14 protein-coding genes and 1 pseudogene are annotated in these 15,111 nt (G+C 42.6%); 2 read left to right on the top strand and 13 right to left on the bottom strand.

Annotation, left to right across the window (positions count from 1 at the left end):
- Positions 1 to 5: 5 nt before the first annotated feature.
- The 5 genes from GFB47_RS12425 to GFB47_RS12405 form a co-directional block, all read right to left on the bottom strand.
- Positions 6 to 167, bottom strand: coding sequence for a hypothetical protein (locus GFB47_RS12425; protein ID WP_178306504.1), 162 nt, complete (start codon positions 165 to 167; stop codon positions 6 to 8).
- Positions 168 to 256: 89 nt separating this feature from the next.
- Complete coding sequence (locus GFB47_RS12420) at positions 257 to 946, bottom strand: pseudouridine synthase (protein WP_153448371.1); 690 nt, start codon at positions 944 to 946, stop codon at positions 257 to 259.
- Positions 947 to 994: 48 nt separating this feature from the next.
- The gene (locus GFB47_RS12415; protein WP_153448370.1) at positions 995 to 1,276 is read right to left on the bottom strand and encodes a hypothetical protein; all 282 of its coding nucleotides are present in this window, start codon (positions 1,274 to 1,276) and stop codon (positions 995 to 997) included.
- A gap of 65 nt (positions 1,277 to 1,341) precedes the next feature.
- Positions 1,342 to 1,722, bottom strand: coding sequence for a YkvA family protein (locus GFB47_RS12410; RefSeq protein ID WP_153448369.1), 381 nt, complete (start codon positions 1,720 to 1,722; stop codon positions 1,342 to 1,344).
- Positions 1,723 to 1,907: 185 nt separating this feature from the next.
- Positions 1,908 to 2,504 (bottom strand): hypothetical protein, encoded by a 597-nt coding sequence (locus GFB47_RS12405; protein WP_225874347.1) that lies wholly within the window; start codon positions 2,502 to 2,504, stop codon positions 1,908 to 1,910.
- Positions 2,505 to 2,870: 366 nt separating this feature from the next.
- On the opposite strand from GFB47_RS12405, the gene GFB47_RS12400 reads away from it, so the two are divergent.
- Together GFB47_RS12400 and GFB47_RS12395 are read left to right on the top strand one after the other, a co-directional pair.
- Complete coding sequence (locus tag GFB47_RS12400) at positions 2,871 to 4,388, top strand: EAL domain-containing protein (RefSeq protein WP_153448368.1); 1,518 nt, start codon at positions 2,871 to 2,873, stop codon at positions 4,386 to 4,388.
- Positions 4,389 to 4,524: 136 nt separating this feature from the next.
- On the top strand, positions 4,525 to 5,484 hold the full coding sequence (locus GFB47_RS12395; RefSeq protein ID WP_153448367.1) for a GlxA family transcriptional regulator: 960 nt from the start codon (positions 4,525 to 4,527) through the stop codon (positions 5,482 to 5,484).
- Between the two features lie 126 nt (positions 5,485 to 5,610).
- On the opposite strand, the pseudogene GFB47_RS12390 reads toward GFB47_RS12395, so the two are convergent.
- From GFB47_RS12390 to add, 8 genes and pseudogenes are all read right to left on the bottom strand, one after another.
- Positions 5,611 to 6,766, bottom strand: a pseudogene (locus tag GFB47_RS12390) (IS3 family transposase).
- 102 nt (positions 6,767 to 6,868) lie between these two features.
- Positions 6,869 to 7,075 carry a hypothetical protein gene (locus GFB47_RS12385; protein ID WP_153448366.1) on the bottom strand — a complete coding sequence of 69 codons (207 nt, stop codon included), beginning with the start codon at positions 7,073 to 7,075 and terminating at the stop codon, positions 6,869 to 6,871.
- A gap of 93 nt (positions 7,076 to 7,168) precedes the next feature.
- Positions 7,169 to 10,606 (bottom strand): Ig-like domain-containing protein, encoded by a 3,438-nt coding sequence (locus GFB47_RS16600; RefSeq protein WP_153448365.1) that lies wholly within the window; start codon positions 10,604 to 10,606, stop codon positions 7,169 to 7,171.
- Positions 10,607 to 10,729: 123 nt separating this feature from the next.
- Positions 10,730 to 11,548, bottom strand: a complete 819-nt coding sequence (locus GFB47_RS12375) for an outer membrane beta-barrel protein (RefSeq protein WP_325077669.1) — start codon at positions 11,546 to 11,548, stop codon at positions 10,730 to 10,732.
- A gap of 218 nt (positions 11,549 to 11,766) precedes the next feature.
- Positions 11,767 to 12,669, bottom strand: a complete 903-nt coding sequence (locus GFB47_RS12370) for a transposase (RefSeq protein ID WP_153448364.1) — start codon at positions 12,667 to 12,669, stop codon at positions 11,767 to 11,769.
- A 290-nt stretch (positions 12,670 to 12,959) separates the two neighbouring features.
- Positions 12,960 to 13,250: a type II toxin-antitoxin system RelE/ParE family toxin gene (locus GFB47_RS12365; protein ID WP_153448284.1), complete on the bottom strand. Its 291-nt coding sequence runs from the start codon at positions 13,248 to 13,250 to the stop codon at positions 12,960 to 12,962.
- Positions 13,243 to 13,464 carry a TA system antitoxin ParD family protein gene (locus GFB47_RS12360; protein WP_153448363.1) on the bottom strand — a complete coding sequence of 74 codons (222 nt, stop codon included), beginning with the start codon at positions 13,462 to 13,464 and terminating at the stop codon, positions 13,243 to 13,245. Before GFB47_RS12360 ends, GFB47_RS12365 begins: the two co-directional genes overlap by 8 nt.
- A 328-nt stretch (positions 13,465 to 13,792) precedes the next feature.
- On the bottom strand, positions 13,793 to 14,935 hold the full coding sequence (gene add / locus GFB47_RS12355) for an adenosine deaminase (RefSeq protein WP_153448362.1): 1,143 nt from the start codon (positions 14,933 to 14,935) through the stop codon (positions 13,793 to 13,795).
- Positions 14,936 to 15,111: the final 176 nt, after the last annotated feature.

Raw genomic sequence — 15,111 nt, 5'->3', positions numbered from 1 at the left:
TATTGTTATTTTTCAGTGTGACTTTGCGTTTCTCGTGGCGCTTTTTTAGGAATGAAGAAATCACAAGCGGCGCGGATTGCGATGGTAGGTTGTTCCCACGCGCCACATAAGTCTTTTTGATTATCGGGGGTGCGGGTAAATTGTCGGCATTGTCCACATTTGCTCATTGTCTTTCTCTCCATGACGTGTTGATTTCCAGAATACAAAACTTTAGCAGCAAAACCAACACCAAGTAAGAGCCAGTTTCTAACCCAAATTAGTGACTTAACTGTTGAACTTCTGACTCACTTAAATATCGCCATTGTTCCACATCAACATCTAAATGCACTCCGCCGATAGCTTCACGATGCAGTGATACCACTCGATTTCCCACCGCAGCAAACATTCGCTTCACCTGATGAAATTTACCTTGGGTGATACTAAGTAATACCTCATTAGGCGTAATAATGCTCAATTGCGCTGGGTGAGTTAATTGCGCCTCCCCTTGCAATTGAATACCTTGTTTAAACCTTTCAACACTAGTCTCTGCAATCGGACGCGATAACCCAACTCGGTACACTTTGGCACATAAATTGGTTGGGGTGGTGATGTTATAAGACCAACGTCCGTCATCGGTGATCAGCACCATGCCGGTGGTGTCGGCATCCAAACGGCCTGCGATATGCAATTCTGAAACGTTATCAACATCAAGATAATGAAATAAAGAGGGATACACTTCATCGACATTCGAACAAATGGTATTGGCAGGTTTATGCAATAGAATATAGCGAAAAGGACGCGCTTGCAGTGCCTCGCCATTTAAAGTGACGGTGTTATTTTGGTGCACCTGTGTGGCTTCATCTTGAATAATGACACTGTTTACGCTGACAGAACCGCTATGGATCTGTTCTATCGCTTGGGTGCGAGAGAGATTGGTACTTTTACAAATAAACTTATCTAAACGCATCGTGGTATCAATCTCTCATGAGGTTTAATGATTGGCGGAACCAACTTCCTATTTAGATAACTCGGCGGCTTTATCTTCCCATATACAACGAGCCAGTTTATGCCCAATAGCAAAACACACCACCAACACGCTCACAACAAATACAGCAGAAACAAAATAAGCGACCGAGGGTGAGACATGAAAGCTTAAAACAATAACAAACACCAAACTTTGAAACGCTTCATTTGGCCATTGTTCTAGTGGGAATTTTGCATCTGACACCAAAAAATAAATCAGACCGAGTAAACCTAAAAAAGAGGCGATAGAGCCAGAGATGCTTGCTTTATTCATGTGATAGACCTAAAAAATAATGTTAAAAATCAGATATTATGAGAGATATTGTTAATATAGTTTTCTCATTGATGGTTATTCGGATTGGGTTCTGTTTTAGACTCACGCTCACCAAACCATTGTTTCAGTTTATTTTCAGCTTTATCGCTATGTTCTTGCTTAATATACGCGACCACTGCAGCGGTTGCCGCAACTAAAACCCCGAGATCATCAGAATACCCGACAAAAGGCGTGATATCTGGAATGGCATCAATGGGTGAAATAAAATAACCTAATGCGCCATAAATTGCACTTTTGGCCCAAATAGGAGTGCTTGGATCTTGCGCAGAATAATACAATTTTAACGCGGTGCCTAATACGTTTTCGCCAGCGGCCTTAGCGAAGTTTTTGGTCTTGTCCCAAAACTTTTCATCGCTAAATTCTTGCTCAAATTGATTGTCTGACATTTTATGCCCCCTAAAGACTACCGCTTAATACTTAAAACTGAAATTCAAGATATAATAAAACGATCATTGCCACGGTGAAAGATGAAAGATGAAAAGAAAAAATCCCCACAGTGGCTATCAAGCTCGCCATTTGCAGGGATTTTATGTTTCGCTAAACCGTACTGTAATTACATTTTTCGCTTAGTTTACTTTTTAGTTAGTGAGAATTCATCAATACGAACTTCTGTTTGCTTACCAATGTCACCATCTTTATCAATTTTATCTGCATCTATAATGTGCATTAAAGCGTAGATTTCGACGGAAGTATTGCTGCCAGAGTTAAAATCAAGGGTCGTTTGACGGAAACCTGTTTTCACTTCACCACGAGGGCTGTTGTTTAAATCTTTGGCGTGAACTTCTTTGCTTTCAATGGTTGAACCTGCAAGCGATTCACCACTCACTTTTTTCACACCTAACTCTAATTCACTTGGCGAGTAAGCACCTTTTTTATCGTAGTAATACATCGATAAAGTGTAATCAGTGTTAGGTTGAATATTGGTGATCACTTGGCTTAAACCCGGTGTGACAGAGAAATCATCTCCGGCTGCCATAAAGCGAATTCGAGCCGAACCTTCAGCATCAAACGCGGTATCTTTTGAACTGCCTACATCGCCTTTACCATTGTTTTTATCTGCATGTTTCACCCACGCATCACTTTTACCGCTGGTGGCTCTAAATTTGGTTAATTGGCCATCCGTTACTGTTGCCGCTCCCATCGAAGTCGTGGCAGCCGTAGATTGCATATTTGAAGAGTCATCCGTTGATGCACAACCTGCCAATAAGCTTCAACCGCTAGACCTAAAAAGAGTTTTTTCATCGTCCGTAACCTCTATTTATTTATTGAATATTTGAGATTAAGGATAAAGTGATATTGTATTATTTAATATGACGATTTAGACATTTTGTATACACTACACAAATAGTTACATCTAATTCCATATTGAAAGTGAGGTATTGATCACGTTAACCACCCTAGCAAACACCATTAAAAAGACTTAACTTTCAATATTTTAACGTGGTCTCAAATCTGTTATTTTCTTCAACTCTTTAATCATTTACTATATGTTTCGTCATTATCATTGCGCCTCACCATTATTAAATGAGACTCCATGCCTAATAATTTTTCCAATTTTAAAAAAATGCTTACCAAGAAAGCATTTATCATTCTTTTCATCCCATTGCCTTTCGTCATGCTTGCTTGCTTTCATTTAAGCAATATCAAACTTAACCACCAACTCAATACCTTAGCTCAATCGTATGTGCCTCAACTTGAAGAAGTGGTGGATGAATTAAGAGATGAAAATAAACAAGCCCTTTACGGTGCGCAAAACTGCCAACAGATTCAGAAAGACCTTTTATTTAAAGCTTTTTTACGTGAGATGTTGATATCTGAAAATGGCAAAATTGTCTGCTCATCCAAGCGAGGCTATAAAGAATACGAGTCTTTTGCTTCACTATTTCCTAATAAGAACTTACAAACAGGTGAATATTTATTCGATTTCCCTTATGAGAACAGCCGCGTTCGCAGTCTGATTGTGGTTGATGCTGATAAGAATAATCCGCGTCGCGCCGCGATCTCCGTGGTTGATCAGCGTTATATTGATGTTCGCCTTGGACTCAAATCGGATGACCGTATCCAAAATTCACAGCTCACCGTCAACAAAGTGACCTACCCGAAAGGCAATCATGTCGAAGATTTACCTTATGCGGTTTCTGCTTCTTCCAACTATTTGGCGATCAAGGTGACCATTGCGCCTAGTGACACATTCAAACACGACATTTTTGCCATTTACTACATCAGCATTATTCCGGTTTCATTATTGATTTCTTTAATTATCTTTCTGATCCAACATTGGTTTAATAATCGAGGTTCATTAATTGAAGATCTTAAAAGAGGGATGAAAAATAATGAGCTTTATTTGCATTATCAACCCCTTATTGCATCAGACAATAAGCAGTTATCAGGAGTAGAGGCGCTGATTCGGTGGAAAAAACCTGCATACGGCAATATTCCGCCTGATATTTTTATTCCATTAGCAGAGCAGCATAATTTCATCAATATCATCACAGATTTTGTGTTTGATAAAGCCTTATTAGAGTGGAAAGATTCGAACCTCAGCCAACCTATGCATATTGGTATTAATGTTCCACCATCGTATTTACTTACCTCCGACTGCATGAGTAAGCTAAGCCGTTGGGTAAAACAATACCAAGCTCACAATCTCACACTCGGCATCGAAATCACCGAACGACAACTACTCAATCAACAAGGTCGAGCGATTTTAAATGATATTCGCGCATTAGGAATTGAAGTATTTATCGATGACTTTGGTACCGGTTATACCTCATTGTCTATACTGCAAGATATTAAGTTTGATTATTTAAAAATTGATCGTTGCTTTATCAATACCATTGGGGTGGAATCGGTTAATGCGCCGGTACTGAACAGTATTATCAATCTTGCCCACCAGCTGAACGTTAAAATCGTAGCTGAAGGGGTTGAGACTCAAGAACAAATGGAGTATTTAACATCGAAAAATGTGTCCTTATTACAAGGCTATTTTTTATACAAGCCCATGCCTTTTAGTCAAATTAGTAATCTATTGATTAAAGGTTCTCTTGATTAAGAGCACCTTAAAACTAAGTCTCGATAGATTACAAGCGCATTGGATTAATAAAGCTCACTCACAACGATAAAAAACAACATAATTAACGCAAGGAAGCAGTTTATATGTCCCAAGCAATGATCCGAAGTTGCGCATAATGATTTTACCAAGCGTAAATATCGGCGTGTTTACCCCTCAAGGTTGCTCCCCCTTGAGCGAAGGCTTATTGCGCGAACCTTTTATCTTGGCAAATCAATTATTAGAGCAAGATAAATATCAACTCACGCTGTTAGATCATTCTGTTTTAACGACTCTACAAGAGTTTGATTTATTGATCGTGTTAGCAGAACAAGCCCCCCAGCAACCCATCTCTTTTTCGGTTAAACATACACTGCAATATTATTATCAACATAACACCCCAATACTCAGTGTCCATGCGGGGTTGTATTGGATATTTGATAGCGGCATTGAAGCAAGTGGTAAATTCACCAACAAGCAGCCAGACCATGATCAGCCGCCTATCAGCGCCCAAACCTTGGTGGCCCATTGGTCATTACTCGATGATCTAAAAGAAAAATATCCAAACGCGGCATTAACGGATCAATTATTTCAATTTGGCCCACACCTTAGCAGTTGCGCTGGGCAAACCGCGCTACTCGATTGCGTATTACACTATTTACAACCGTTCGAAGAAGATGAGTTGATCCAACAATTAACCGAATTACTGTGTATGAAAGGCTTGCGAAATGGCGAAGAAAAGCAGCGCACGCCTCTTATGACCTCCACTATTGATGCAAAACTCAGTGCAGCAATAGCGTTAATGGAAAGTCATATCGAAACACCATTAACCACCGATGATATTGCCAACCAAGTGTATATTTCTCGTCGTCAGTTAGAGCGATTATTTAAACGCCATCTCGATAGCATGCCGGCGCGTCATTACATGCAAGTTCGTCTAAAACACGCTAAGCATTTACTGCAAACCACTTCAACCTCTATTGTTCAAATTGGATTAAAATGTGGCTTTTCTAGCGGTCCGCATTTCTCTTCTGCCTATAAAACCTATTACCAATTAACTCCAAGAGAAGAACGTTCGAAGCTCAATATTTCATCATAAACATTTAAAGAAACATATTGTTTTAAGTTAATATCAACCACCCATTCATCATAAAAAATAAATACTGGATGATGCATTCACAATTATTATTTGCTTTATTTTAATATCATTTTAAAAATATTCTGGTCAAGCCCAATAGGACACCTGACTTTGTAATTTTTCATAGTCGATTGGCGTTAAATCACCAAGCGTAGTATGCAACCTTTCATGGTTGTAATACCGGATATATTCTTCAACACCTTCTTTCATTGCATCACGCGTTAAATAAACCACATTGAGTAGCCATTCATTTTTCAAGCTACCGAAGAACCGTTCGACGACTGCATTGTCTAAACAAGCTCCAACGCTGCTCATTGATGATGTGATGCCATTTCTCGTTAACAGGTGCTGAAATGAACTGCTGGTGTACTGTGAGCCTCTATCACTATGGAAAAGTAAGCCTCTTTGAGGCTTACGAAGTGTAATTGCCATTTGTAATGCACGTTCAACGAGACCTACCGTCATGCGATCTGATAATGCCCAACCAATGATCCGCGTGAATGTAAATCCATGACTACAGCCAGATACATCCAAGCTTGATTGGTTCTCAGATAAGTAACATCTCCGGCCCAAATACGATTGGGCACTGTAGGATTAAATTGTTGTTTTAATATATTATCTGCAACGCTATCACTATGTTTCCGCTTGGTGGTGATTTTATAAGCTCGACGCTGACGCACAACAAGACCTAACTTACGCATGATGGTGCGAGTACGATAACGCCCGATAGTGAAGCCTTCTTCACGTAGTTTCTTAGCTAATTGACGAGAGCCTAAACTTCCACGACTGCGCTTGAATAAGCGCTTGGCAGTTCTGTATAAATTAAGCTCTTGCTCAGTAATGATCTGAGCAGGTCGTGCTAACCAATCATAAAATGCACTGCGGCTTACTTTTAGAGCGTTACAAAGCATTTTTATTGGAAATCGAGAGCGATGCTCTCGAATAAATTGAAACTTTACTTCATTTCTTTCGCAAAGAAGGCGCTGGCTTTTTTTAGGATCTCTTTCTCCATTCTAAGCTGCTTTACTTCCTTTCTCAGAGCCATTAATTCCGTTTTTTCATCTGCGTTGACAGATGAATTATTGAGTTCGTCAGCCTTCTGCTTCCAAGTGTAAAGCAGGTTTTGTGATACTCCCAACGCATCAGCAGCTTGGGCGACAGAATACCCTTGTTCGGTAATAAGGCCGATTGCCTCTTCTTTAAATTCTTTCGTATAAGTTCGATATTGACGTTTTGTATTCATATTCACCTCGATTGATTATCGTATTATCCACAATCAAGGTGTCCAGATCGATTAGACCAGAATACTTGTGTCTATACCAAGTGTGTCGGTTATTCTGAGAATCTAGGGTCCACCATACAACACCTCTCTTCCATTCAATTTCTTAACCTTTTTCCTTAACACCTTCAATGTCTGTAATTGGTCCTGTTTAGATACCCACTGCTGCCAACCAAAGAGTGATTGCTCATAGAAACGTACAAACATCCCCTCTTTTATGCCAACAATACGTTGACTGCTTTCAACCAATGCTAATTTAGTTTCAATATTCACTTATCTTCCCCCTTTTAAAAAGTGCCAGATGCAACTCTGGCACTTCAAAAACTAAAATTGAAAATTAAAACGTTAAACTGTAAACGCTCAACGTTAAGGATTTGAGACGCAGGATGCGTAGTACGTGCCGCTCGGATTGAGGCTGAAGGCGTTGCCATTGTTGAGGTTCACGTAGTACTGCTTAGAACCATCAGGAGTCGCCGACCAATAGATGGTGTAGGCCGGCCAACCGCGCGCGGTAAACATATTACCAGATACGTTGTATAGCTCCGTTTTTAACTCGTCTCTTGTCGCTAAACGCCAGTTAGTTCGTCCGCCGAGACTAAGGGCGTTGTAGGTAGTACATAGTGCATTTGCGTTAGTCACGTTGAATAGGTAGAAATCACCACTTGGGCCGAAAGCTCCTGTTTCAGTATAAATACCGTTTGTAGCACTTCCGCCAATACTGTCTAGGTAAGCCACTGATGGTGAATTGGTAAACAACTTACCAGTACCAGTATCGAAAGTATCAATGCATGCACCCGCCAAGTCAGCACATACATTCACATCCACCGTATTACTGGTCACGCCATCCTTCGTGGCCGTGAGGGTCGTATTACCCATCTTAACCGCATACAATAAACCCTCTGATGACACGCTAGCGGTCGCCGTATCGAGAGGTGTCCACGTCACTGAGTTAGACACGTCAGAGGACGTCCCATCACTGAATGTCGCTGTTGCAGTTAACTGCTGAGTCTGACCTTTTGCTACGTTGACCGGTGAAGGCGTCACTTGAATGGCCGTAATGACCGCTCCCGACACATCCACATCCTCCGTATTACTGGTCACGCCATCCTTCGTGGCCGTGAGGGTCGTATTACCCATATTAACCGCAGATAATAACCCAGTTGATGACACGGTAGCGGTCGCCGTATCGAGAGATGTCCACGTCACTGAGTTAGACACGTCAGAGGACGTCCCATCACTGAATGTCGCTGTTGCAGTTAACTGCTGAGTCTGACCTTTTGCTACGTTGACCGGTGAAGGCGTCACTTGAATAGCCGTAATGACCGCTCCCGACACATCCACATCCACCGTATTACTGGTCACGCCATCCTTCGTGGCCGTGAGGGTCGTATTACCCATCTTAACCGCATACAATAAACCCTCTGATGACACGGTAGCGGTCGCCGTATCGAGAGATGTCCACGTCACTGAGTTAGACACGTCAGAGGACGTCCCATCACTGAATGTCGCTGTTGCAGTTAACTGCTGAGTCTGACCTTTTGCTACGTTGACCGGTGAAGGCGTCACTTGAATGGCCGTAATGACCGCTCCCGACACATCCACATCCACCGTATTACTGGTCACGCCATCCTTCGTGGCCGTGAGGGTCGTATTACCCATCTTAACCGCATACAATAAACCCTCTGATGACACGGTAGCGGTCGCCGTATCGAGAGGTGTCCACGTCACTGAGTTAGACACGTCAGAGGACGTCCCATCACTGAATGTCGCTGTTGCAGTTAACTGCTGAGTCTGACCTTTTGCTACGTTGACCGGTGAAGGCGTCACTTGAATGGCCGTAATGACCGCTCCCGACACATCCACATCCACCGTATTACTGGTCACGCCATCCTTCGTGGCCGTGAGGGTCGTATTACCCATCTTAACCGCATACAATAAACCCTCTGATGACACGGTAGCGGTCGCCGTATCGAGAGGTGTCCACGTCACTGAGTTAGACACGTCAGAGGACGTCCCATCACTGAATGTCGCTGTTGCAGTTAACTGCTGAGTCTGACCTTTCGCAATTTTCACAGGCGAAGGTGTCACTTGAATGGCCGTAATGACCGCTCCCGACACATCCACATCCTCCGTATTACTGGTCACGCCATCCTTCGTGGCCGTGAGGGTCGTATTACCCATCTTAACCGCAGATAATAACCCAGTTGATGACACGGTAGCGGTCGCCGTATCGAGAGATGTCCACGTCACTGAGTTAGACACGTCAGAGGACGTCCCATCACTGAATGTCGCTGTTGCAGTTAACTGCTGAGTCTGACCTTTTGCTACGTTGACCGGTGAAGGCGTCACTTGAATGGCCGTAATGACCGCTCCCGACACATCCACATCCACCGTATTACTGGTCACGCCATCCTTCGTGGCCGTGAGGGTCGTATTACCCATCTTAACCGCATACAATAAACCCTCTGATGACACGGTAGCGGTCGCCGTATCGAGAGGTGTCCACGTCACTGAGTTAGACACGTCAGAGGACGTCCCATCACTGAATGTCGCTGTTGCAGTTAACTGCTGAGTCTGACCTTTCGCAATTTTCACAGGCGAAGGTGTCACTTGAATGGCCATAATGACCGCTCCCGACACATCCACATCCTCCGTATTACTGGTCACGCCATCCTTCGTGGCCGTGAGGGTCGTATTACCCATCTTAACCGCATACAATAAACCCTCTGATGACACGGTAGCGGTCGCCGTATCGAGAGGTGTCCACGTCACTGAGTTAGACACGTCAGAGGACGTCCCATCACTGAATGTCGCTGTTGCAGTTAACTGCTGAGTCTGACCTTTTGCTACGTTGACCGGTGAAGGCGTCACTTGAATGGCCGTAATGACCGCTCCCGACACATCCACATCCACCGTATTACTGGTCACGCCATCCTTCGTGGCCGTGAGGGTCGTATTACCCATCTTAACCGCATACAATAAACCCTCTGATGACACGGTAGCGGTCGCCGTATCGAGAGATGTCCACGTCACTGAGTTAGACACGTCAGAGGACGTCCCATCACTGAATGTCGCTGTTGCAGTTAACTGCTGAGTCTGACCTTTCGCAATTTTCACAGGCGAAGGTGTCACTTGAATGGCCGTAATGACCGCTCCCGACACATCCACATCCTCCGTATTACTGGTCACGCCATCCTTCGTGGCCGTGAGGGTCGTATTACCCATCTTAACCGCAGATAATAACCCAGTTGATGACACGGTAGCGGTCGCCGTATCGAGAGATGTCCACGTCACTGAGTTAGACACGTCAGAGGACGTCCCATCACTGAATGTCGCTGTTGCAGTTAACTGCTGAGTCTGACCTTTTGCTACGTTGATCGGTGAAGGCGTCACTTGAATCGATGTGATGACCGCATCCGTTACGGTGACAGTAACCTCATTACTAGTAACACCATCTTTACTGGCCGTGAGGGTCGTGCTACCCACTTCGATGCCAGTAAGCACCCCAGGAGCATCAAAACGCCCAGCCTCTGAATCACTAGAATCCCAATCAAGCGCACTTAAATCCTTAAATGCTTGAGATGTGCCGTCAGAGTAATGACCAACCGCTTCAAAGGGCTGCTTGTTACCTACCGCAAGCGTTAATTCACTAACACCTCGTGTTGTTATCGGTGAAGCGGTGATATCTATACGTTCTAATTTTACGGTTGGTCCAGAGAAGGCACCTTCTGAATTACAACCAGTTAATAGCATTAATAGTGGAAAAATCACTATTGCAAATAGAAATTTAAAATATTTATTCATAGTAATACAACCTATTCTTGAAACTGGAAGTTAGGAATGGTGATTTCAACTCGGCGGTTTTTAGCTCGTCCTTCAGCAGTATTGTTATCTGCAACAGGTTGAGACTCACCCTCACCTCTCCACTCAAGTTGCGTCGGTGTGTCCAACAACTTTAGCCTGAGCTTGTGGGTAAGAATTTAATACTGAAGAGATCTCAGTTAATTGGTCAATAAACTCTTGGCTAGGTTCGACTGAATCAAAACCAAACAATCCATCTGTAGTTTTTGGTGAAAAGGCCTGTGTTTGAGGAGGTGCTTTTACAGTGGCTGTCTCTTTAACGGGAGTATCTTCAATAATAGACGTTGGCGCTGTTTCGACTAACGCTGGTTGAGTTGTACTGCCAAACGTATAGGTTAGACTGACCAACAATCCATGGCTATCATACTTACCCGTATTTGACTTACCATACTTACCCGTATTTGACTTACCAATACTGTCAATGTATTGGTAGCCCATTGATAATCGGACGTTAGGATTAAAGAGATAGTTAATCCCTACCTCACCGAGAGGAGAAAAGCCTGTTGCATCGCTCTCATTTGAAGACATTTGCGTTTTTTCCATGTCCCAATAAGCAGCACCAAGCCGACCGTATAAACTTAGGTTATCTTGTAGGTACCAATCGTAACGAAGAGCACTTTCAATCAACCAAGTTTTAACATTAACTGATGTGACGTCTGCCTTTAGTTTATCGTGATATTGATAGCCTAAATCCCAACTCCAAGAGGGCGTAAACTGTAACCCGCCATAGAGACCTAAAATTGTGCCCTCTGGATGTGAATGATTGTAATTGTCGTCTAGGGCCCATTGATACCCACCCTTTACACCAACAAAAATCTGAGGGGACTCCGTCGCAGCCAGTACTGGAATACTGAATAAACTAGTAAATAATATTATTTTTTTCATGATTTCCAAATAGGTAGATAGGTAGATAGATAGATAGATAGTATCATTTTTAGCAAGCATTGCTTGTAATATGAGCACTTAAATCAACAGGTCAGCTTTGTTTGTACTTTATTTTCTACAAAGAACGAACTCTTATCTTATCCAAAAAATGAAAACCAAAATAGCCGGTCTCAGAGGGCATTGTTGCAATACTAAAACTTTGTGGTCTTTTGATACGGTTAGGCAGCTCGGTAGCTATTGGGCATACCGAGGTGAGTGAAGCGATTTAAAATAGAACAACCGAGTAACATTTCCTTTGACTGATTTTTAAATTTTCTGCTGTGTAATGTATTGCCGATTATCTTCTTGTAACGTTGCATGGCAGTTTCTGAGATATTCCTTTTGCCGTATTGCCGCACGCTCTGCCAACCTATAATACCAAGGGCGAAGCAACCTATCAGGTTACTCATCCTCTTAGGGTGATGAGCCTCATCGGCAAACGTATTGTCTTTCGGTGGAATAACAATCTCGGCATTCGGAAAATGGGCTTCTAATGTCTGGTACACCATATTGGTATCATACATTTTGTCGGTGAGGACTGCGCTTTGAATGAAGTGCCCCTCATCAACCGCAAAGTGCGCCTTTCGCCAGCTTCGTTTTGCGTTAACCTTATGTTTTTCTTGATGCCATTCATCCTTCCCAAATCGTTTGAGACCCGTTGAATCAATGGCTATCGCTGCCATTTTGTCATCTGGCATTTCATGCTTTCTAAAGCGGGGAGCTGTAAGGTTGAGTTGCTTTAGCCGCTTTGATAACAGCGTATAATCTGGGCATTGAAGGTTGTCCATGCCGAGTTTCATCAGTAAGTTTTCAATCAGTCCCTGAGCTTGACGTAGAGGAAATTTATATACCAATCGAATGTAGTGGCAGGCTTCGATGGTGCTGTCAGGATACTTAACGGAAGAGCCGGTACCATCATAAACGCGGTCGTCATGTTGCCAATGTTTGATGATATCTTCAGATATCCAAATATCGAACCGACCACGTTGTCTGAGAGCCTGGTTATACTCCCGATAGTTATTTAAGGCATAGGTATGCTTCTTAAAATGATGGCGTTTGGCGTCATTGTGTTTGTAAGGCATGTGTTAAACAGCTAACTGGAATGAAAGGCCAGCTATGATAACTGAACTCAGTGTTAATGGAATAATTGAGCATTATCTGAGCGATTCAACAAAGCCCAGCCACATAGATACTCTAAATTCATAACCTATACGTCACAGACGGCATGGCATAGCCTAATGTCATGCGCTAAATAGAACAAAATCCCAACGCATAAAAACCATTATTCTCGGTTTTGAGTAGTTTTCATATTCTGAATATTGAAAAGAATAATTATGCGAAGCTTGGAGTAATTCTATATTCTCGCTATGACTCAGAAGATATTTTTAACATCACGGTAAAAGTTTTCATGAGATCCTAATGCCATTAGCTCAAGGGTGACGGTGCCATCTTCGTAACTGTAACCAAGTAACGTTAATTGCTTAACCATTTTGAATCTATAAACACGTAAAAATGACAAGTCACCTTTCTTTTGCTCTCCTAATAATGGCTCTTTCATTAGTTCTTTAACTGCATTATCAAGATCAAGCTTCTGATTTTTATGTAGCTTTTTTACTGCTTTCTTAAATGTAGGTGTCTGTAAAATTTGAGTTATCTTAGCCAAAATTATAGTTCTCCAACTTTCCTGCTTCTTTTTCAGCTTTGGCAATAATTGCTTGTTTTACAAACTCATATGGTAATTCTGGGTTATCTTCCATCATTTCACCAATTTTAGCCCAGTGTTCAATTTGTTTTGGTGCGGTACGGCTAAATACTTTAGCCATAATGGTAGCTTTTTGTACAAGGTCTTGATCTAATCTAATGCTTGCTGTAGCCATTTTAAGTATCCTATTTAAAGTTGATTTTTATTATTGTGGCGCATAGCTTCTATTGTAGCAAGTTGCATCATTGTGACGTGTTAAGGTGTCAACGCTAATACTGTGAATCTAGCGGCCTTTCTTTTGGCTCGCGATCACGTTTCACTTCAAATACCACGAAAACTAAGCATCACTCTATTGTCATATGTCAGTAAGAGGTACTTAAGTCAATTACGCCGCCCCTAAAGGAGCGGGCTTGTAAAAGCCAAGTTGACCAGATCACTTCCCTTCTGTCTCAACCTAAAGACAGAAACAACAAAGGGCAAAACAATGTTCTGCCCTTTGGTTTTTATTTTTTCTCTTTTAAGCGAGACTGCAAACGCTGTTTTAACGCGCCGTCTGGCAATTGTTGGCAATGTAGCTCTAAATCTTGCCAGTCTTGTTGGTTGAACTGAGTGTAAACATTGGCGATCAAACTTTGCTTGATCTCATCTTCGACAAATGCCGCTTCTAACGCGCATAAGGTGACATCCAATAGTTCAACTCGATTAAAACCAAATACCTGTTGCGCTAAGCGATATTCCTTCGCCACATCAGTACCAAATAATCCGGCATCATCGGTATTGATCGACAAACGAACGCCAGCGTCATATAAACGGCGTAGAGGGTGTTTTTCGAGTGATTGTTCAAACTCTGTCACTAAAATACGGTTACTGCTTGGGGCGACTTCAAGGGTAATTTGTTCATCAATCAAGGTTTGGATCAAAGCAGGATCTTTGATTGCGGCAATGCCATGCCCGATACGTTTCGCGCCACATGCCAGTGCATCACGAATACTTTCAGGGCCTCGGATCTCTCCGGCGTGATACGATTTTTGCAATGGTATTTGCGCCACTAACTTATGTGCATACTCAAAATCGGCGAACTCACCCGCCATTTCATTGCCAGCAATATTAAAACCGGTGACTTCTGGGCGAGGCTCTGCCGCCACAAAATCGGCGCTGATAGTAAATTCTTCTAAACTCAGATGACGTACACCACAAGCATGTAAACGAGTTTCGGTGCCATATTTTGCTTTTACTTCATCCATCGCGCGTAATATGCCATCCATAAACGCATGATATTGCTTCGCGTTTAAGCTGTTGGTTTTAGGATCGTGACACATATGAAAGGCGGAGGTGATCATCTCACAATACACTAAGCCTTGCTCGGCATTGCGGGTTAAATAGTCTTTCATCACTAGGTAGTAATCATCGGCATCACGGACTAAATCGGCCACCACATCGTAAGCGGTGACAAATGCGCCAAAGTCCGACTCATCATATTGATAGCGTCCATTGGGGAAATCGCTTTTATCGTATTGACCTTCTGGATACAAGAAATCGCTCGGTAATGTCACACCATGTTTTTGGGCTAAAATCGCCGCGAGTTCAGGGGTAACTGAACCTTCAATATGCTCATGCAGTATGACTTTAGGCAGGGTTGAAATCATAATGTACTTCCTTTCGTTATTCTATTTATTGACACAAAGTCATTGATGTTACAGTGAGACGGTAAGTTTACCCAGCCTCATATCGATAAAAAGCACCATACCAATAAATGAAGGCTAAGCAAGTGCCGACACAGCGAAATTAGTGGGCCATCAAAACGCAAACGATAACCTCTCTC

The organism is Vibrio algicola, from assembly GCF_009601765.2.
GTDB lineage: Bacteria > Pseudomonadota > Gammaproteobacteria > Enterobacterales > Vibrionaceae > Vibrio > Vibrio algicola.
This window is presented reverse-complemented; position numbering and strand designations above follow the sequence as displayed.